Origin of the sequence: Bordetella genomosp. 4 (genome assembly GCF_002261185.1) — a bacterium.
Classification (GTDB): Bacteria; Pseudomonadota; Gammaproteobacteria; order Burkholderiales; family Burkholderiaceae_B; genus Bordetella_A.
This window is the reverse complement of sequence record NZ_NEVQ01000013.1, coordinates 1,132,759-1,150,999: the sequence shown is the minus strand read 5'-3', so window position 1 is coordinate 1,150,999 and position 18,241 is coordinate 1,132,759. Positions and strand designations below refer to the sequence as shown.

19 protein-coding genes are annotated in these 18,241 nt (G+C 60.8%); 13 read left to right on the top strand and 6 right to left on the bottom strand.

Annotated elements, in window-relative coordinates; genetic code table 11:
- Positions 1–72 precede the first annotated feature (72 nt).
- The 12 genes from thrS to ehuA all read left to right on the top strand — a co-directional run bounded on the left by thrS (position 73) and on the right by ehuA (position 11,166).
- Positions 73–2,025 carry a threonine--tRNA ligase gene (gene thrS / locus CAL20_RS15645; RefSeq protein WP_094821987.1) on the top strand — a complete coding sequence of 651 codons (1,953 nt, stop codon included), beginning with the start codon at positions 73–75 and terminating at the stop codon, positions 2,023–2,025.
- Positions 2,026–2,045: 20 nt separating this feature from the next.
- The gene (infC, locus tag CAL20_RS15640; RefSeq protein WP_094821986.1) at positions 2,046–2,594 is read left to right on the top strand and encodes a translation initiation factor IF-3; all 549 of its coding nucleotides are present in this window, start codon (positions 2,046–2,048) and stop codon (positions 2,592–2,594) included.
- Between the two features lie 149 nt (positions 2,595–2,743).
- Positions 2,744–3,700: a glutathione synthase gene (gshB, locus tag CAL20_RS15635; RefSeq protein WP_094821985.1), complete on the top strand. Its 957-nt coding sequence runs from the start codon at positions 2,744–2,746 to the stop codon at positions 3,698–3,700.
- Positions 3,701–3,710: 10 nt separating this feature from the next.
- Complete coding sequence (locus tag CAL20_RS15630) at positions 3,711–4,109, top strand: PTS sugar transporter subunit IIA (RefSeq protein ID WP_094821984.1); 399 nt, start codon at positions 3,711–3,713, stop codon at positions 4,107–4,109.
- Between the two features lie 4 nt (positions 4,110–4,113).
- Entirely contained in the window at positions 4,114–4,383 is a 270-nt protein-coding gene (locus CAL20_RS15625; protein WP_094821983.1) for an HPr family phosphocarrier protein, read from the top strand.
- Between the two features lie 19 nt (positions 4,384–4,402).
- The gene (gene ptsP / locus CAL20_RS15620; protein ID WP_254924117.1) at positions 4,403–6,148 is read left to right on the top strand and encodes a phosphoenolpyruvate--protein phosphotransferase; all 1,746 of its coding nucleotides are present in this window, start codon (positions 4,403–4,405) and stop codon (positions 6,146–6,148) included.
- Positions 6,149–6,302: 154 nt separating this feature from the next.
- On the top strand, positions 6,303–6,488 hold the full coding sequence (locus CAL20_RS25495) for a hypothetical protein (RefSeq protein WP_143277074.1): 186 nt from the start codon (positions 6,303–6,305) through the stop codon (positions 6,486–6,488).
- 258 nt (positions 6,489–6,746) lie between these two features.
- A complete protein-coding gene (locus tag CAL20_RS15615; RefSeq protein WP_094838312.1) occupies positions 6,747–7,907 on the top strand; it encodes an ABC transporter substrate-binding protein in 1,161 nt (386 codons plus the stop codon).
- Between the two features lie 228 nt (positions 7,908–8,135).
- Positions 8,136–9,074 carry an ectoine/hydroxyectoine ABC transporter substrate-binding protein EhuB gene (gene ehuB, locus CAL20_RS15610; RefSeq protein ID WP_094821982.1) on the top strand — a complete coding sequence of 313 codons (939 nt, stop codon included), beginning with the start codon at positions 8,136–8,138 and terminating at the stop codon, positions 9,072–9,074.
- Between the two features lie 15 nt (positions 9,075–9,089).
- Complete coding sequence (ehuC, locus tag CAL20_RS15605; RefSeq protein WP_094838311.1) at positions 9,090–9,731, top strand: ectoine/hydroxyectoine ABC transporter permease subunit EhuC; 642 nt, start codon at positions 9,090–9,092, stop codon at positions 9,729–9,731.
- A complete protein-coding gene (ehuD, locus tag CAL20_RS15600; RefSeq protein WP_094838310.1) occupies positions 9,728–10,399 on the top strand; it encodes an ectoine/hydroxyectoine ABC transporter permease subunit EhuD in 672 nt (223 codons plus the stop codon). The genes ehuC and ehuD overlap by 4 nt, the downstream gene beginning before the upstream one ends.
- Entirely contained in the window at positions 10,396–11,166 is a 771-nt protein-coding gene (gene ehuA / locus CAL20_RS15595) for an ectoine/hydroxyectoine ABC transporter ATP-binding protein EhuA (protein WP_094821979.1), read from the top strand. Before ehuD ends, ehuA begins: the two co-directional genes overlap by 4 nt.
- A 158-nt stretch (positions 11,167–11,324) precedes the next feature.
- On the opposite strand, the gene CAL20_RS15590 is transcribed toward ehuA, so the two are convergent.
- Together CAL20_RS15590 and CAL20_RS15585 are read right to left on the bottom strand one after the other, a co-directional pair.
- The gene (locus tag CAL20_RS15590) at positions 11,325–11,957 is read right to left on the bottom strand and encodes a dUTPase (RefSeq protein ID WP_179266688.1); all 633 of its coding nucleotides are present in this window, start codon (positions 11,955–11,957) and stop codon (positions 11,325–11,327) included.
- A 135-nt stretch (positions 11,958–12,092) separates the two neighbouring features.
- Positions 12,093–12,653 carry a hypothetical protein gene (locus CAL20_RS15585; protein WP_094838309.1) on the bottom strand — a complete coding sequence of 187 codons (561 nt, stop codon included), beginning with the start codon at positions 12,651–12,653 and terminating at the stop codon, positions 12,093–12,095.
- Between the two features lie 122 nt (positions 12,654–12,775).
- Here CAL20_RS15585 and CAL20_RS15580 point away from each other — a divergent pair, with 122 nt between their 5' ends.
- Positions 12,776–13,831 (top strand): metal-dependent hydrolase, encoded by a 1,056-nt coding sequence (locus CAL20_RS15580; protein WP_094838308.1) that lies wholly within the window; start codon positions 12,776–12,778, stop codon positions 13,829–13,831.
- Positions 13,832–13,924: 93 nt separating this feature from the next.
- Here CAL20_RS15580 and coaBC read toward each other — a convergent pair whose 3' ends face one another.
- From coaBC to CAL20_RS15560, 4 genes are all read right to left on the bottom strand, one after another.
- Entirely contained in the window at positions 13,925–15,130 is a 1,206-nt protein-coding gene (coaBC, locus tag CAL20_RS15575) for a bifunctional phosphopantothenoylcysteine decarboxylase/phosphopantothenate--cysteine ligase CoaBC (RefSeq protein WP_094838307.1), read from the bottom strand.
- A gap of 83 nt (positions 15,131–15,213) precedes the next feature.
- Positions 15,214–16,356 (bottom strand): mandelate racemase/muconate lactonizing enzyme family protein, encoded by a 1,143-nt coding sequence (locus CAL20_RS15570; protein ID WP_094838306.1) that lies wholly within the window; start codon positions 16,354–16,356, stop codon positions 15,214–15,216.
- Between the two features lie 8 nt (positions 16,357–16,364).
- Entirely contained in the window at positions 16,365–17,339 is a 975-nt protein-coding gene (locus CAL20_RS15565) for an NAD(P)-dependent oxidoreductase (protein ID WP_094838305.1), read from the bottom strand.
- Positions 17,329–18,240: a fumarylacetoacetate hydrolase family protein gene (locus CAL20_RS15560; RefSeq protein WP_256981527.1), complete on the bottom strand. Its 912-nt coding sequence runs from the start codon at positions 18,238–18,240 to the stop codon at positions 17,329–17,331. Before CAL20_RS15560 ends, CAL20_RS15565 begins: the two co-directional genes overlap by 11 nt.
- Position 18,241 lies beyond the last annotated feature (1 nt).

The following is an 18,241-nucleotide window of genomic DNA, read 5'->3' as shown; positions in this document are numbered from 1 at the left end:
GCCCCAAACAAGCAACCAGACAAAACGCGGCCGATAGCCGCGTTTGTTGTTTCTTCCCCCAGGAAATTTTCGATGGTACAGATCACATTGCCCGATGGTTCGCAGCGTCAGTTCCCGGCACCGGTCACGGTCGCCGAGGTTGCGCAGTCCATCGGCACCGGGCTGGCCAAGGCCGCGCTGGGCGGCCGTGTTACGCTGCCTGGCAGCGAGGCCAAGCTGGTCGACACGAGTTTTCGCATTGATCAGGATGCTCAACTGGCCATCGTCACGGCCAAGGACCCCGACGGCCTGGATTTGATCCGTCACTCGACAGCGCACTTGCTGGCGTATGCGGTCAAGTCCTTGTTTCCCGATGCGCAGGTCACGATAGGTCCGGTCATCGAAAACGGCTTTTATTACGACTTTTCCTACAAGCGTCCCTTTACGCCTGAGGATCTGGCGGCTATCGAGAAAAAGATGACCGAGCTCGCCCGCAAGGACGAGATCGTGACGCGCGAGGAATGGACGCGCGACGACGCGGTCGCTTTTTTCAAGAGCATCGGCGAGGACTACAAGGCTGAGATCATCGCCTCGATCCCGTCCAACGAGACGCTCAGCCTCTACCGCGAGGGCGATTTCATCGATCTGTGCCGCGGGCCTCACGTCCCGTCTACGGGCAAGCTGAAAGTCTTCAAGCTCATGAAGGTCGCGGGCGCCTATTGGCGCGGCGATAGCAACAACGAGATGCTTCAGCGCATCTACGGCACCGCCTGGGCGACGAAAGACGAGCAAGACGCCTATCTGCACATGCTCGAAGAAGCCGAGCGCCGCGACCATCGCAAGATCGGCCGTGAACTGGATCTGTTCCACTTCCAGGACGAGGCGCCGGGGCTGATTTTCTGGCACCCCAAAGGCTGGGCGTTGTGGCAGCAAGTCGAGCAATACATGCGCAAGGTCTACCAGGACAACGGCTACCAAGAGGTCAAGGCCCCGCAGATTCTCGACATTTCGCTCTGGAAAAAGACCGGCCACTGGGACAACTATCGTGAAAACATGTTCACGACCGAGTCCGAAAACCGCGTGTATGGCCTCAAGCCGATGAACTGCCCGGGCCATGTGCAGATCTTCAACGCGGGCTTGCACTCCTATCGCGAGCTGCCTTTGCGCTACGGCGAATTCGGCCAATGCCATCGCAATGAGCCCTCCGGTTCCTTGCACGGCATGATGCGCGTGCGCGGGTTTACGCAAGATGACGGCCATATTTTCTGTACCGAAGACCAATTGCAGGACGAATGCGCCGATTTCACGGCACTCTTGCAAAAGGTGTACCGCGATTTCGGTTTTACCGAGGTGCTGTACAAGGTCGCGACACGCCCCGAGAAACGCATCGGCACCGACGAAGTCTGGGACAAGGCGGAAACGGCGCTCATGGAAAGCCTGCGCCGCACCGGTTGCGAGTTCGAGATTTCTCCCGGGGAGGGCGCGTTCTACGGTCCCAAGATCGAGTACACGCTGAAAGACGCGATCGGCCGTCATTGGCAGTGCGGCACGATTCAAGTCGATTTTTCCATGCCTGTCCGCTTGGGCGCGGAATACGTCGACCAGCAGGATCAGCGCCGTCCGCCGGTGATGCTGCACCGGGCTATCCTCGGTTCGCTCGAGCGTTTTATTGGTATGCTGATCGAAAACCACGCCGGTGCGATGCCGCCCTGGCTGGCCCCGGTGCAGGCCGTCGTGTGTTGTATTTCCGAGCCGTCGGCCGAATATGCGGCGGAAATCACGCAAAACCTTAAAAAACAAGGCTTTAGGGTGCAGTCCGATTTGCGTGGTGAAAAAATCACCCGTAAAATCCGCGAGCACAGCCTGCAAAAGGTGCCATATATCCTTGTCGTGGGCGACAAGGAAAAGCAGAATGGCACTGTTGCGGTGCGTGGTCTGGGCGGGCTGGACCTCGGCGTCATTACGCTGGAGGCCTTCTCCGACCGCTTGACCCAAGACGTCGCCGCCCGCCGGGACGTCGTCAATACCGATAGCAGTGCTGCTTAAATCTTTTAGGAGTTGTCAACATCGCCACTGAAAAAGCCAATCGCATCAACGGTGAGATCCGTGTCCCCGAGGTGCGCCTGATAGGTCTGGACGGAGAACAGCTGGGCATCGTAAAGCTCGCCGAAGCGTTCCGTCTTTCCGAACAAGCCGACGTGGATCTGGTCGAAATCGCGCCCAACGCGGATCCTCCAGTCTGCCGTCTGATGGACTACGGTAAGTTCAAGTACCAGGAACAAAAGCGCCAAGCCGAAGCTCGCGCCAAACAAAAGGTCATCCAGGTCAAGGAAGTCAAATTCCGTCCGGCGACCGACGAAGGCGACTACCAGGTCAAGCTGCGCAACCTGCGCCGCTTCCTGGAAGAAGGCGACAAGGCCAAGGTCACGCTGCGGTTCCGCGGCCGCGAAATGGCTCACCAAGAGCTCGGCATGCGCGTTCTCGAACGTGTGCGCGACGATCTGACCGAGTTGGCCCAGGTCGAGGCCATGCCCAAGCTCGAGGGCCGTCAGATGGTCATGGTGCTTGCTCCTCGCAAAAAGAGCACGCCCGGCAAGGCTGACGCCGCCGGTTGAGGATGCTTTGGCCCACGGCCAGCCGCTATGCGCGGCTGACCGTGTCGCCGCAAAAAGATCGTCAAGCCGCCCGGCGCGGGCGGGTCATTTACGCTACGATGGCGGTATGGCGCGTGGGGGTGTGTTCCACGCGCGACCGGGATATCTCTATGCATGTCTTATTCGTTATTGACCCCTTGCCGCGCCTGAAGGCCTACAAGGATAGTTCGGTTGCCATGATGCGCGCGCTGGTCGCGCGCGGCCATACGCTCAGCGTGGCATTACAGGGTGACCTGTTCATCGACGCGGGCGTTGTGCTGGCGCGCAGCACCGCGATCGAGCTGGTCGAAGGCGCCGATCTGCACGGCCATGATTGGTGGCGTGACAGCGGCGAGGCACGCGACGTGCCGCTGTCGCAGTTCGGCGCTGTGCTGATGCGCAAAGACCCTCCATTCGACATGGAGTACGTCTATTCGACGCATATGCTGGAGTATGCCCAGGCCCAGGGCGCCAAGGTCTTTAACGACGCGGCAGCAATCCGTAATCACCCGGAAAAATTGGCGATCACCGAGTTCGCCGATTTGGCAGCGCCCACGTTGGTGACGCGCGACATGCAGCGGATCAAGGCTTTTCACGCCAAGCATCAGGACGTCATCGTCAAGCCGCTGGATGGCATGGGCGGCACGGGTATATTCCGCCTGCAGGCCGTTGAGCCCAATCTGAACGCCATTCTCGAAACGCTCACCGACAATGGCGAGCGCACCATCATGGCGCAGCGCTACATTCCAGAGATCGTCCAGGGCGACAAGCGCATCTTGCTGATAGGCGGCGAGGCGGTGCCGTATTCGCTGGCGCGCATTCCTTTGGCGGGCGAAACGCGCGGCAATCTGGCCGCTGGCGGCCGGGGCGTGGCGCAGCCGCTGTCGGCGCGTGACGCAGAGATCGCCGCACAGGTCGGCCCGAAGCTGGCTGCACGCGGTCTGCTCTTGGTCGGACTGGACGTCATCGGCGATTATGTGACCGAAGTCAACGTCACCAGCCCGACCTGTTTCGTGGAGATCGCCGAGCAAACCGGGTTTGACGTGGCCGACATGTTCGCAGCGGCCCTCGAACGCGCGGTGGCATAAAGGTTCTGTCATGACGGGTATTGTCATTGTCGTGCACGCGCCGTTGGGCGAGGCGATGCGTGAGTTTGCCGTTCACGTGCTGGGCGAGGCGGGCAACCGCATGTCGGTGCATGATATCCAGCCGGAGGATATGCCCGAGGAACAGGTGCCATCCCTATTGCGCGACATCCGGGCTGCCGATGAGGGGCAGGGGGTGTTGGTGCTGACCGATTTGATTGGCGCCACCCCTGCCAATATCGCCAAGCGTGCAGTGGCAGAGGCCCAGGCGCTGGGCACGCAATGCTGTGTGGTAGCAGGATTGAATACTTCGATGTTGTTGCGGGCCCTGACCTCGCGTGATCAAGGCTTGGCGCAGACGCGCGCCAAGGCATTGGCTGGCGGCGTGCAAGGTTGTTTACAGGTAGACTGACTCTATGCCGATTTCTGACATCACCATCTCCAACAAGCTGGGCCTGCACGCGCGAGCTGCCGCCAAATTGACACAATTGGCCAGCAAGTTCGGCAGTGAAATCTTCATTTCCCGCGGTGCGCAGCGTGTCAACGCCAAAAGCATCATGGGCGTCATGATGCTGGCTGCAGGCAAGGGGATTACCGTACGTCTAGAGGCCTCGGGGGGCGATGCCGACCAGGCGCTTTCTGAAATTCAGAACCTGTTCGACAGCAAATTCGGTGAGCACGAATAACACCAGCCTGGAATGTCCTATGACTGCGCCTCCTGCTGCCGTCGGTAGTGCCGTGGTCGCCTTGCAGGGCAAGGGCGTGGCGCGGGGATACGCGATAGGACGTGCAGTGGTGATGGGGGCCGCCTCGCTTGAGGTCGCTCACTATCGTATTGCTCCGGAAGACGTCGCCGCAGAAAGCGAACGCCTGACGCAAGCGCTGACCGTCGCTCTGGCAGATCTGCAGAAAATGGCCGATAGCCTGCCGGCGGATGCGCCGCGCGAACTGGGCGCCATGTTGAACGTGCACTGCCTGTTGTTGGCCGATCCGTTGTTGGCCGAGCAGACCCGCGCACTGATCAGCGAGCGCCATTACAACGCAGAATGGGCGTTGGCCGCGCAAGGTCAGATTCTGGGCGAGCAATTCGAGGCCATGGAGGACGAGTATCTGCGCGAGCGTGGCGCCGATGTGCGTCAGGTGATCGAGAGGGTGCTGCAAGTCTTGTCGGGCAATCCGGTGATCTTGCCCGATGCAGGGAGTCTGGACGGCGACGATCCTTTGATCGTCGTGGCGCACGATATTTCTCCGGCCGATATGCTGCGTTTGCGTGGCGGCCGTTTTGCGGCTTTCGTCACGGACCTGGGCGGGCCGACATCGCACACCGCGATTGTGGCGCGCAGCATGGGCGTGCCGGCAGTCGTTGCATTGGGCCACGTGCGCGAGCTGGTGCGCGATGGCGACACGGTGGTGGTGGACGGCGCTACGGGCGCGGTGCTGGTCAATCCTTCGCCACGCATGCTGCAGGAATACCGCGACCGTCAAGTGGCTTACGCTGCCGAGCGCGCCGCGCTGGCGCTGTTGCGCGATGAACCCGCCGTCACGCTGGACGGCATCGAAATCGTGCTCCATGCCAATATCGAATTGCCCGATGAAGCCGAGGCTGCGTTGGCTGCCGGCGCTCATGGCATAGGACTGTTCCGCAGCGAATTTCTGTTCATGGGACGCCAGACGCTGCCCAACGAAGAAGAACAGTACCAGGCTTATTCCTCCGTCGTGCGGACCATGGCGGGGCGGCCGGTGACGATCCGCACGCTGGACATAGGCGCCGACAAAACCCTGGACGAAGAAGCTACCGTCGCAATGAATCCTGCGCTCGGGCTGAGGGCGATCCGCTACTGCCTGGCGCATCCGGACATGTTCGCGACGCAATTGCGCGCCATTTTGCGGGCGTCGGCGCATGGCCATGTCCGGCTGCTGCTGCCCATGGTGGCGCATATGCACGAGGTCCGAGCAGCATTCGCCGCCATCGAGGCGGCCAAACGGGAACTGGATGCACGCGGCCAGTCTTACGCCGATCGGATCGAAGTCGGCGCCATGGTCGAGGTTCCCGCCACAGCGATTGCGATCGAGCCCTTTGCCGAGGCCCTGGATTTCCTGTCCATCGGCACCAACGACTTGATCCAGTACACCCTGGCGGTCGACCGGGGAGATCACGACGTGGCGAGTCTGTATGACCCTCTCCATCCCGCCGTATTGCGGCTGATCGCTAATACGATCAACGTCGGCGCCCGTATGGGCAAGCCTGTGGCGGTATGCGGCGAAATGGCCGGAGACGCCCGCCTGACACGCCTGTTGCTGGGGCTCGGCCTGACCGAGTTTTCCATGCATTCCCAGCAGATCCTGGACGTCAAGCGCGAGATCTTGCGTGCTCACAGCAATGATCTGCGGGTCAAGGTTGCGACGCCGCTAAATCGCGCGTTGCGCGTCGATCTGGATCGTCTGGAATAGCGGCGCTATCCATTTTTGCTGCGTTGCAAAAAATCATAATTCCCCGTGGTGTTGCTGGTTTGCCATAGTGGATTCGGTTCTATGTTGTGCTGCAACAAGACCGAGCGTAAGATGACTCTTGTGGTTCCCTTTCATTCTTCTCAAGGAGTAGGTCATGGAAGTTTCCACAAGCAGAGCTACGCCGCCGGGCAAACCGGCCGGTGGAGCGCCAAGCGGTTGGCGTGGTTTTCGGGATGGCGTGACCCATTTCCTGGAAGCCATCGGAGAAATACTGCACGGTATGGATGAGGCCCGCCAGGCGCATCCGATCATCTCCTCTTGCCGCGTTATACGCCGCTGATCTGGCTTATCTGCCAGCCAGACGAAATGCCAGCGCTAGCGCTGGCATTTTGCTTTTAAGCTACCTGATACCGGCGGGGCTTCATCATTGCCGACAGTTCCGATTTCAGTGGCTTTCAATGCGTCCTAATTCACCATCTGACGGACGTGTCTCGGCGCGACAATCAGGTTCCGGCAAAATAATGGCTTGTTTTGAATATCATCCGTGGCACGGATGCGCATCCATTCATTATTTTTCACTACTCTGCTGGACTCCCTCATGCCTAATCCTTTATTGCGCCTGGCTGCGTTGGCCGCCACTATTGCGCCTTTGCTGTCTTGGTCCGCTCAGGCCGAAGTCGTCATCGGGGTCGATATCTCGTCGACTGGACCCGCCGCTGCGATTGGTATTCAGACCAATAATGCCATCCGCCTGTGGCCGGCGACGTTAGGAGGGGAGCCCGCACGGTACGTCGTTCTGGATGACGGTACGGACGTGAGCCGGGCGGTAAAGAATTTCCGAAAGCTGACCTCCGAGGACAAGGTCGACGCGATTGTCGGCCCCAACATCACGGCGTCCGCCCTGGCTGGCCTGGATGTTCTGGCTGAGACCGGTACACCTATGGTCGCTCTCGCTGCCTCGGCGGTCATTGTCGAGCCTGCCGATGATCCCAAGCGCCGCTGGGCCTTCAAGATGCCGCAAAACGACTCGCTGATGGCGTCGGCGCTAGTGGATGATATGCGCGCAAAAGGCATCAAAAATGTAGCGTTTATCGGGTTTGCCGACTCCTACGGCGATAGCTGGTGGGCCGAATTCAACAAGGCCGCCGGCAACGATATCAAAGTCGTCGCTCAAGAACGCTTTCAGCGTACTGATGCTTCGGTGATGGGACAGGTGCTCAAAGCCATGGCGGCAAAGCCAGATGCGGTCCTGATCGCCGGTTCGGGCACGCCCGCGGCGCTGCCGCAAAAAACCTTGATCGAGCGTGGCTACAAAGGCCCCATTTATCAGACCCATGGCATCGGCACGCTGGAGTTCCTGCAAGTGGGCGGTAAAGACGTCGAAGGCACGTTGTTCCCCACGGGGCCTGGCGTGGTGGCGCGAGAACTGCCGGACAGCAACCCCGTTAAATCAGTGGCGGTGGCCTTTGCAGACAAGTATGAGGCTCAGCACGGCCCCAACAGCCTGACGCAGTTTGCGGGGGATGCATACGGAGCGTGGATGCTGCTGGATTCTGCAGTGGGTCGTGCCTTGAAAACGGGCGCCAAGCCGGGGACGCCCGAGTTCCGTGCGGCGTTGCGCGACGCGTTGGAAAACACGCGGGAATTGGTGGTCCCCAATGGGGTGCTGAATATTTCCAAGACCGATCACCAGGGCTTTGATGAGCGCGCCCGCGTGATGGGGGTGATTCGCGATGGGCGGTTTTCTTACGCGCAATAAGCGATAGGCAGTGTCCTGCCGCCTGACAGGCGGCTTAATGTTTTTTACCCATTGAACACGGCAGCGAACCAGCGCTGCCGTGTTTTTTTACTTTGTCGCGCGTCGCCCCTGAAGGCGAGGGGCGCGCATGCGATTTTTGTCATCATATACTTTGTGTTGAAATGATTAATTGACGTACTATTTCGTGTGAATTAGTTCTGTCCATAATATTCTGAAAGGGAGCCTCGCATGACACACATTCTGAAGACGACCAAATGGGCCGTATTGGCGCTGAGTCTTGGATTGATGGCGGCATGCTCCGATTCGGACTCCGATGACTCTGCCGCCAAACCCTCTGCCGCCAATAATCCGCCAGCGGCGCAAAGCACGCTGGAGGCCGCCAAAGCCGCGGGCACCATACGCATCGGCTATGCGAACGAAGCGCCTTACGCATACATGGATAGCAATTCCAATCGCATTACTGGCGAGGCCGTCGAGATTGCGCGCGTGGTGCTCAAACGTATGGGCATCAACGAAGTTGAAGGCGTGTTGACCGAGTTCGGATCGTTGATCCCGGGCTTGCAAGCCAAACGTTTCGACATCATTGCCGCAGGGATGTACGTCACGCCGGAGCGCTGTCAGCAGGCGGCGTTTTCGAACCCGACCTACGGTGTGGGCGAGTCGTTCCTGGTGCAAAAAGGAAACCCCAAGAAACTGCACAGCTACGAAGACCTCGTCAAACAGGACGATACGAAACTGGGCGTGGTCGTAGGCGCCATTCAGAGCGAGTACGCCCGCAAGATGGATATTCCCCTTGACCGCGTCGTGGTGTTTCCGGATGTGGTGAGTGCACTGTCCGGGGTGCAGGCAGGACGCGCCGACGCCTATGCCGCGACGGCGATGACGATAAATGATCTGATGAATAAGACGGCTGCCGGCGATCTGGAAAAAGCCGAGCCTTTCACCGATCCTGTGATCGATGGCAAGAGCGTGCGGGGCTACGGCGCGTTTGCATTCCGCAAAGATGATCAGGCGTTTGTGGATGCCTTTAACGCCGAGCTGGCCAAATTCATCGGCACCGAAGAACACGCCAAGATCGTTGAGCCGTTCGGCTTTACCAAAGCGGAATTGCCCGGCGATGTGACGGCGGCCAAGCTCTGCGCTGGTGAACCGGCCGCCGGTAAATAAGGCGTGGCTTTTTCGATGGAAGGGTTCGCCGCGCTATTGCCGCCGTTGCTCGACGGCTTATGGATGACGTTGCGTATCACGGCAGGGGCGGCGTTGCTGGCCGTCCCGTTGGCGCTTGCGGCCGGCCTGGCGCGCTTGTCTACGCATCGCATCGTCAGCGCCATCGCGCTGGTCTATGTCGAGATATTCCGGGGGACTTCTGCCTTGGTGCAGTTGTTCTGGTTTTATTACGTGCTGCCGTTGTTCGGTTTGAAATTGCCTGCCGTGACGGTGGGCATTGTGGTGCTGGCGGCGAATGCGGGCGCGTATGGCGCCGAGGTGGTGCGCGGGGCAATTTTGGCAGTGGCGCCCGGCCAGCGCGAGGCTGCGGTGGCATTGAATATGACGTCTGCACAAACCCTGCGCCGTATCGTGCTGCCGCAGGCGTTTCCCGCGATGTTGCCGCCCGCGGGCAATTTGCTGATTGAACTGCTGAAAAATACGGCGCTGGTGTCGTTGATCACGATTACCGATCTCACTTTCCGCGGTCAGATGTTGCGGGCGGAGACCTTGCGTACGACTGAGATATTTCTCTTGCTGCTGCTGTTGTATTTTGCCGTGGCGTTGGTGATCACGGCGGGCATCCGCTTGCTGGAGCGGAGGTTTCGCGTCCGATGACTCCTATTTTCGATTGGGCATTTGCCTGGGAAATTCTGCCGGCCTTGGGCTCGGCGTTGATCATCACGATACAGGCGACCGTACTCGGCATGGCGTTGGCCGTCGTGCTGGGACTGGTGCTGGCCATGCTGCGGCGTATGCGTTCGCGTTGGATCTCGGCGCCGGTTGCGGTGTTGATCGAGTTCGTGCGCAGCACGCCGTTGCTGGTGCAGATGTATTTTCTGTTTTATGTGTTGCCGCAAAGCGGCGTGCAGTTGTCGCCATTGGTCACAGGCATTCTGGCGCTGGGCGTACATTACGCGGCCTATTGCGCCGAGGTCTATCGCGCCGGTATCGAGTCGGTGCCGCGTGGACAGATCGAGGCGGCTACAGCGTTGAATCTGTCGCCGTGGCGCACGGCGGTTGGGGTGGTTCTGCCGCAAGCGATCCCTCCAGTGGTGCCTGCGTTGGGAAATTATCTCGTCGCGATGTTTAAAGACACGCCGCTGCTGTCGGCGATCACGGTGGTCGAGTTGCTGCAGCAAAGCAAAATCATCGGCTCGGCGACGTTTCGCTATACCGAGCCGTTGACGCTCGTCGGGCTGCTGTTTTTGCTCTTGAGCCTGATTGCCGCCTGGGGCGTCCGGCGCCTGGAGGCGTGGTTGAAAAAATTTGGAGGATCAAGATGAGCGCGAGCATTCGCCTGAATCAGCTATGCAAACGTTATGGCGAGTTGGAGGTGTTGCGCGGCATCGATCTGGAGATTCCTGCCGGGCAGACCGTGTCGGTCATCGGGCCATCAGGCTCGGGAAAGTCGACCTTGCTGAGATTGTTGATGACGCTGGATCGCCCCACCAGCGGCGAAATTCTGATTGATGATGAGTCGATGTGGACCGATGCGCAGGGACGCGAGATGGGGCCGAATTCGGCGCATGTGCGGCGGGTGCGCGGCAAGATCGGCATGGTGTTTCAACACTTCAATCTATTCCCGCACAAGACCGCGCTGGGTAATGTCATGGAGGCGCCTGTCCATGTGTCCGGCGTGCCTCGTGACGAGGCTGCGCAACGCGCAAAGGAATACCTGGAACTCGTGGGTCTCGGCGACAAGCTCGATGCTTATCCTGCCCAGCTTTCTGGTGGACAGAAGCAGCGCGTGGGGATTGCGCGCGCCCTGGCCATGCATCCGGAAATCATGCTGTTCGACGAGGTCACGTCGGCGCTGGATCCGGAGCTTGTCGGCGGGATCTTGCAGATTTTGCGGGACCTCGCTGCCAAGCGCACGATGACGATGATCATCGTGACGCACCAGATGGGTTTCGCCGAACGCAGCTCGGATCGCACGCTGTTTTTCGATCAGGGCAACATCGTCGAGGACGCTGAATCCAGCGTGCTGTTCTCCAACCCCAAAGAAGAACGCACGCAGCAATTCCTGCAGACGGTGATCGAGGCGGATTGATCCGAAGCGATTCCGGCTGGCCTGACTCAAACGGGCGGGGCAAGACAGCCTGAAACCGCGTTTGCGCGAGAACGTTGGTGATCAAAGGGTGACGGTGTTCCCCGAATGTGCCGGGACAGGCCGGCATAGAGGAATGTCTTTACGGCGCTGATCTGTGATCAACGCGTCGCGTCTGCGTAGGCCTGTTGCAGCCCCGCATGCAGCGCCTCGGCGAAATCCGGACGGGTAGGGTCCAGCGCCGACATCAGGCGAGCGAGGACGACGTTGTCTTCTTCGCCTTGCCAGATTTTGACGTAGGTGCCGGTCTTGTAGCCGTTTTCCTGGCGGAACAGGTTCAGCACGTTCTTGGACACGTATTGCGTAAAGGCGTCCTGCCACGTCAGTTCACAGCGCGCCATGGTGTGTTCCAGCGTTTTATAGCTGGCGCGGCCGCAAACGGCCAGACCGCCGATCAGCTCCAGCAGTTCAGGCACATCCAGATCGGGCAGGCGATAGGTGTGGCCGTCCAGCGCAATGGCCTCGGGAGAGGACAGGTCTGCGACCAGCATGAGCGTGGCATCCGGGGCGGAGCCCGCTGCGGATACGAGCGTGTGCGATAAATAGAAATGCAGGATGTCGATCAGCTCCATTTGCACCTGGGGCAGATCGATCGTCTGTTTTTTCCACCACTTCCAGCCGTGATGTTCGAGCGCTTCGGCGGATTCGACAAAGGCTGCCCGCAGAAAACGTGCGCCTCCATTCACCCAGTCAGGGTTGATGATGCTGTTGAGGCGGTCTTGCAGGGTCAGCATCGTTGCTGCCTGGGCAGCGGTCAATCCGGCTGGGGTGTGGCTCACGTTCGCTCCGTAAAATCAACTGGCCCTGAGGCCGTAGGCCCGAAATGTTAGCACCAACTGTCCGGGGGGCGTCCCCCGTGTTCGGTCACGTTATTTCTGCGGTTTCCGGCCCATGTGGACGGTCGTGAGCGGCGGCAGCTTGGCCAGAGGCTTGTTCTGTTTCCGGCGTGCGCCACGGGCGCCTTTGAACAGCATCCATGCGCATATCAATAGAAAAAAGATCGGCACCATGCTGTCAAGGTCGAGGCTGCGCGTATTGATAGCCGTGATCAGTCTGTGTACGGCGTTCCACAATGCGATCGCGCCCGCGATGCCCAGGCCTAGCGACAGATGCCGCTGACCGCTGCGCGCCGCTAAAGTGGTTTCCGGCTCGTCGTCGCTTTCTCTCGTTGAGCCGGGGGACGCATTGCGCGTATAGGCGGTTGACGAGGTATCTGAATCTGGCGAATAGCTCGGCGCCGTCGGTTTATTCCGTGGCGCATAGGTATAGATCGATTCCGGCGTGCCGGCTTGTGTGGTCTCGGCCGGCTGCGCGTTCGGCTTGGCATTGCGCTGGCGTGGCAAGACCTGGCCAGGGCTGCCGGTCTGCCGATTCAGCGTCTCGATATAGCGTACGAAATCGCCGTTCTTGGGTTCGCCGTAAATGGCCATGGGATTTGTCCGGTGAAAGCAGGCGGAAGTATCTGTGCGGTATCTTAACGCTTGTCGCCACGGGATGGTCCGGGCGAGCCGGCGTGCGGGCGCCGCGTTTTTTAGAACAACATCCTGAAAATATGGATTCAATTACACAAGCTGTGCTGGGCGCAGGCATCCAGGGCGCATTGCTGGGCCGCAGTCAGGGCCGCAAGGCCTTGCTGTACGGCGCTTTGCTGGGCACGTTGCCGGATATGGACGTGTTGGTGCGTTACGCCGATCCGGTGTCGCAAATGACGTTTCACCGAGGGTTTTCTCATTCGGTGTTTGTGCTGACGGCCTTGGCTGTGGTGTTGGCGTGGCTGATACGTAAAAAGTGGCCGGATGCGCCCTATAGTGGCAGGCGCTTGTTTCTCACGCTCTGGCTGGTGTTGGTGACGCATCCCGTGCTGGATGCGTTTACGGTGTATGGCACTCAGCTGTTCTGGCCGTTGGCGCGTATTCCCGAGAGCTGGTCGGCGGTGTTCATCATTGACCCGATGTATACGGTGCCGTTGGTCGTGACGGTGCTGGCCGCAGCAGTCATCGGGTGCACTGCGCGAGCCCGGACTGCGCTGGCTGCTGCATTGGTGTTCAGTACGGCCTATCTCGGTATTTCGCTGGCGGGGCGTTGGCATGCGGAGGCTCGGGTCGAACAAGCGTTGCGGGAGCAGGGCGTGCAGCCGACGGCGGTGTTGGCAACGCCGATGCCTTTTAATACGCTGTTGTGGCGTGTCATCGCCAAGGACGGTGCGAACAACTACTACGAGGCCGTCAGTGGCTGGTTCGATCGCGATCGCCCAGAGATGGTGCGCTTGCCGCTGCATGTGTCACAGGCAAGTGTCTTGGACGGCGTGCCCCTGCATGAACGCTTGCGTTGGTTCACCAATGACTGGCTGCGCTACGACGAGCTCGGCGATCGATTGGTCGTGACGGATTTGCGCATGGGAATGGCAGGGTATTACACCTTTCGTTTTGTCATGGCCGAGCGAGCCGCCGATGGGGTTTGGCATCCCGTCACGCCGTACATCTGGCCGAGTGAGCGTGGCGGATGGGCCCAAATGAAAATCGTGCTGGCCCGTATCGTCGATAGCGCGACGCCGCTGCCATTGGCGCAATGGGCCGAGCGTGCGATTCAGCCTGCCTTGGCGCAGTAATGCGTCGTCTGTAAGTGGGGCGCCTTGTTCTTCCCAGCCGAGCGAGTACCTGACGCTCGGCGAATGGCAGGTCGCGTGCAGAGTGAGGCGCTCTTATCGCCGGGCCGCAGGCAGCCGTGCGGCGATTTCTGCGATGAGCCTGCGTGCGGCGTCCAGCTTGGATCCCGCCGGCATGGGGTGAGACCCCTGAGCGTCAAAAAGCACCAGTTCCGTCGTGTCGGCGTCCATGACTTTGTGCGCCAAATTGCCGACCAGCAAGGGAATGCCTTTGCGTACTCGTTTGGCCTCGGCGTGTTCCGCGAGCTTTTCCGTTTCAGCGGCAAAGCCCACGCACCAGGGTCCCTTGGGCAGCTTGGCCACCTCGGCCAGAATATCGGGATTAGGCTCGAATTCCATGACCGGCGCGCCGCCGCCTTCGCTGGTCTTCTTCAGTTTTTGATCGCTGACGTTTTTTACCCGCCAGTCCGCTACCGCGGCGACGGCGATAAAGACGTCGGCGTCGTGCACATTGGCCATGACGGCGTCGTGCATTTGCCGCGCCGTGTTGACCGAGAGGGCCGTCACGCCGCGTGGCAAGGGCAGGGCAGTCGCCCCTGTCACCAGGGTGACGCGCGCGCCAGCCTCGCGCGCCGCGCGGGCCAGGGCATAACCCGTCTTGCCGGACGAACGGTTGCTCAATACGCGTACCGGATCGACCGGCTCAGACGTCGGGCCGGCCGTCAGCAGAATATGGCGTCCCGCCAGGACTTTAGGCTGGAAAAAGGCCACCAGGTCGGTCAAGAGCTCGTGGGCCTCCAGCATGCGGCCGTCGCCGGTCTCGCCGCAGGCCTGTTCGCCCGATGCCGGGCCCAGCACACTGACGCCATCGGCGCGCAGCTGGGCCACATTGCGCTGCGTCGCCGGATTTGCCCACATTTCGCGATTCATGGCGGGCGCCACCAATAGCGGACAGGCACGTGCCAGACACAGCGTCGAGAGCAGATCGTCGGCCAGGCCGTGCACCAGCTTGGCCATGAAATCGGCGCTGGCGGGGGCGATCAAGACCGCATCCGCACCGCGCGTCAGTTCGATGTGCGCCATGTTGTTGCCAATGCGGGCATCCCATGCGTCCACAAACACCGGACGCCCCGACAGCGCCTGCATGGTGACCGGCGTGATGAAATGCGTCGCCGCCTCAGTCATGACGACGTCGACGACGGCGCCTTGTTCCGTCAGGCGCCGCACCAATTCGGCGATCTTGTAGCAAGCAATACCGCCGGTCAGGCCGAGGACGATGCGTTTGCGGGCGAGGTCGAGCATGGGGATATATGAAAATTCCGAATTCCGCCATTATGCGGCAAAAAACCTCCGGCTCGCCCGGCAGCCCCTGGCACGAGCGGGGCTTAGACGTAGCAAGGCCCTTCGATCAGCGGGTGTTTGGCGAGGAAATCCGGGTCGGGACGCAAGCCTATCCCCGGGCCGGCCAGCGGTTGAACGCAGCCCTGAGCGTCCAGGCGATAGGGCAGCACGTCCGCCAGATGGTCGCGAAACGGGTTCAACTGGGTCACGTCGGCTTCGAAATAGCCTGGATTGTCGACCGCGCACAGATAGTGGATCGAGGTCGCCATATTGATGGCGGTTGCCGATGTATGGGGATTGACCGTCAGTTTCTGGGCCGACGCCATGGCGGCGATGCGCATGCCCTCTGTGATTCCTCCGGTCTTGGACAGGTCCGGTTGCAGGAACCCGACACTGCCGTCTTCTAACAATGGGCCGAATTCATATCGGGTGTAGTGGTTTTCGCCTGCCGCCAAGGGTACGCGGCCCAGCCGGGCAGCGTTGGCATAGGCGTGCCTGTCCCAGGCGGGAAAGGGTTCTTCGAGCCAGCTGACGCCGAGTTCTTCGTAGGCGGGCATGACGCGGCCTACATCATCCAGGGTATATCCCGTGTTGGCGTCTACCAGCAGATCGATGTCGTCGCCCAGCGCTTGCCGCACGGCACGCACGCGTTCCACGTCACGGCGCGCTGTGTCGCCTACACGCAGTTTCAACGCACGAAAGCCCAGTTCCACCAAGGCGCGAGCCTCGTCGACGAGGGACTCCGGCGCCTGCCATCCCAGCGCGATACCGCCGGCATAGGCTTTGATCGGCTTGGGCGTGCCGCCGAGTAACTGGCACAGCGGCCATTGGGTCGCCTGGCAGCGGATGTCCCACAACGCCAGGTCCAGTCCACTGAGCGCCAGCGCTGCTGCGGCGCCCATGCCATGGCTGGCCAACTGCATTTTGTAGACGCGATGCCAGACGCCCGCAACGTCTGTAGCGTCCATGCCCAGCACCAGTTCGCGCAGCGTGGTGTCGATCAGGCGCGCAATGGCGCCAGGGCAGCGTCCGTGATGGGCTTCGCCCCAGCCCACCAGGCCGTCGTCGGTTTCGACGCGCACCAGCACCGCGTCGCGCTTGACGCTGCGGCCGATGCCCAGGCGTACCGATTTTTCAGCGGGAACAGGAAAGGAGATGGGTACGGCGCGTATGTCGGCAATTCGCATGACGGATCTCAGGAGATGGATTGAGAGGAGGTCAACACATGTGGGTTGACGATGTTGGACGCGGCGTCGCCGCGCAAGAGTGCCAATAGATTGGCAACCGCGCCTTCGCTCATGCGCCTCATGCTGGAATCGGTGATCCCTGCAATGTGCGGCGTCAGCAGCAGATTCGGGGCGTCCAGGGCGGGGCTGTCTGCAGGCAGCGGTTGAATGTCATGGACATCCAGCGCCGCGCCGCCTAAATGGCCGCGGCGCAAGGCATCCAGCAACGCAGCGGTCTGCACGACGGGGCCGCGCGACACATTGATGAGGATGGCGCCAGGCTTCATGCTATTGATCATGTCGGCATTCGCCAGGCCCCGCGTTTCGTCGGTTAACGGGCAGCACAGCACAATGATGTCCGCGTTGGCGAACAAGGCCTCGCGCGTCGCGGGCTGTACGCCCGGCGGCAAGGATTCCGGCCGGCGCGTCAGGCCCAGCACCGACATCCCCAAGCCAGCGGCGGTCTGCGCCAGCCGGCCGCCAATTGCGCCCACACCTACGATGCCGCACGTCATGCCGTCCAGTTCGGCGGTGTGATCCGCCAATGGCCGAGCAGCGCTCCAGCCGGCATGGCGCAGCCGGGCATCGATGGCGGCTAGCGGCCGGCGCAGATTGAGCATGGCCGCCACGCAATACTCGACCACCGCAGAGGTATTCGACCCGGGGACATTGGCAACCGGGATTCGATGTTGGTTGGCTGCGTCCATGGGGATCATGTCGAGTCCGACACCATGCCGCACCACGGCTCGCAGGTGGGGCGCATGATCAAAAATATCGGCGGGCAACTGGGCGCGGACGACGAGCCCATGTACGTCCGCAACGTATCGACGCAGTGTGTCCGCGGACGTATCGGGGGCGACGACCAGATCAACCTGCGCCGCGAGCGCGGGTTGAATATCGGGATGAATGGGATTGGTAAGCAAGACGCGAGGCTTAGCTGTCATGTGATGCTCCGGCAGCGACGGGATTGCTTAAGGTGCCGAGTTTGCTGAGCGATATCGACACACTATCGCCGGCTTTCAGCCATGCTGGGGGCTGATGGGCGCCCGCGACACCGGCGGGCGTGCCGGTGGCAATGATGTCGCCGGGATCCAGAGGCATGCGTGCCGAGGCATACTCAATCAGTTCGGCAATGTTGAACAGCATGCTGCGCGTGCTCGACTGTTGCAGCACACGCCCGTCGATATCCAGGTGGATATCCAGAGCATAGGGATCCGGGATCTCATCGGGTGTCACCAGCCATGGCCCCAGAGGACCAGACGTAGGCTGATTCTTTCCGCGTACAAAGCCGCCATCGGCTTTGACCAGTGTCGTGGCGCTGACATCGTTGATGATGGTGTAGGCGGCCACATGTTCCATGGCTTGTTGACGCGACACGCGCAAAGCGGGCTTGCCGATGATGGCGGCGAGCTCGGCCTCATAAGTGACATTGCCCGCATCGGGGAGCACGCGAATGACGTCATTGGGACCGATGACAGTGCGTCCCGATTTGACAAAGATCACCGGTTCCGCAGGCGGCGCCATGTCGCGTTCGGCTAACGCGTCATGGTAGTTGAACGCGGCGCCGACGATCTTGCCGGGGCGAGGCAAAGGGGCAGCCAGGCGCAACGTGGACAAAGGCAACCGTGCGCTTTTGTCGATAGGCGCAGCGCCTACAAAACGTTGAGCGACGGTGATCAAGCCATATTCGACCCAGCCCATCAGCGTGTCCGGCAAGTCCGCATAATCGGCTGAGCAGCTGGGATGCCGGACGTTGACCACCCAGGCGTCAGGGGCGGTGGGATCGCCTGGCAGTATGCCGGGCACGATACGCCCGGCTGCGTCATAGTAGGAAACGAATCGCATA

Excerpts from the sequence above, each read along its gene's own strand:
- thrS (WP_094821987.1), top strand. The coding sequence starts at position 73 with ATGGTACAGATCACATTGCCCGATGGTTCGCAGCGTCAGTTCCCGGCA.
- gshB (WP_094821985.1), top strand. The coding sequence starts at position 2,744 with ATGCATGTCTTATTCGTTATTGACCCCTTGCCGCGCCTGAAGGCCTAC.
- CAL20_RS15630 (WP_094821984.1), top strand. The coding sequence starts at position 3,711 with ATGACGGGTATTGTCATTGTCGTGCACGCGCCGTTGGGCGAGGCGATG.
- CAL20_RS15625 (WP_094821983.1), top strand. The coding sequence starts at position 4,114 with ATGCCGATTTCTGACATCACCATCTCCAACAAGCTGGGCCTGCACGCG.
- ptsP (WP_254924117.1), top strand. The coding sequence starts at position 4,403 with ATGACTGCGCCTCCTGCTGCCGTCGGTAGTGCCGTGGTCGCCTTGCAG.
- CAL20_RS25495 (WP_143277074.1), top strand. The coding sequence starts at position 6,303 with ATGGAAGTTTCCACAAGCAGAGCTACGCCGCCGGGCAAACCGGCCGGT.
- CAL20_RS15615 (WP_094838312.1), top strand. The coding sequence starts at position 6,747 with ATGCCTAATCCTTTATTGCGCCTGGCTGCGTTGGCCGCCACTATTGCG.
- ehuB (WP_094821982.1), top strand. The coding sequence starts at position 8,136 with ATGACACACATTCTGAAGACGACCAAATGGGCCGTATTGGCGCTGAGT.
- ehuC (WP_094838311.1), top strand. The coding sequence starts at position 9,090 with ATGGAAGGGTTCGCCGCGCTATTGCCGCCGTTGCTCGACGGCTTATGG.
- ehuD (WP_094838310.1), top strand. The coding sequence starts at position 9,728 with ATGACTCCTATTTTCGATTGGGCATTTGCCTGGGAAATTCTGCCGGCC.
- ehuA (WP_094821979.1), top strand. The coding sequence starts at position 10,396 with ATGAGCGCGAGCATTCGCCTGAATCAGCTATGCAAACGTTATGGCGAG.
- CAL20_RS15590 (WP_179266688.1), bottom strand. The coding sequence starts at position 11,957 with ATGCTGACCCTGCAAGACCGCCTCAACAGCATCATCAACCCTGACTGG.
- CAL20_RS15585 (WP_094838309.1), bottom strand. The coding sequence starts at position 12,653 with ATGGCCATTTACGGCGAACCCAAGAACGGCGATTTCGTACGCTATATC.
- CAL20_RS15580 (WP_094838308.1), top strand. The coding sequence starts at position 12,776 with ATGGATTCAATTACACAAGCTGTGCTGGGCGCAGGCATCCAGGGCGCA.
- coaBC (WP_094838307.1), bottom strand. The coding sequence starts at position 15,130 with ATGCTCGACCTCGCCCGCAAACGCATCGTCCTCGGCCTGACCGGCGGT.
- CAL20_RS15570 (WP_094838306.1), bottom strand. The coding sequence starts at position 16,356 with ATGCGAATTGCCGACATACGCGCCGTACCCATCTCCTTTCCTGTTCCC.
- CAL20_RS15565 (WP_094838305.1), bottom strand. The coding sequence starts at position 17,339 with ATGACAGCTAAGCCTCGCGTCTTGCTTACCAATCCCATTCATCCCGAT.
- CAL20_RS15560 (WP_256981527.1), bottom strand. The coding sequence starts at position 18,240 with ATGCGATTCGTTTCCTACTATGACGCAGCCGGGCGTATCGTGCCCGGC.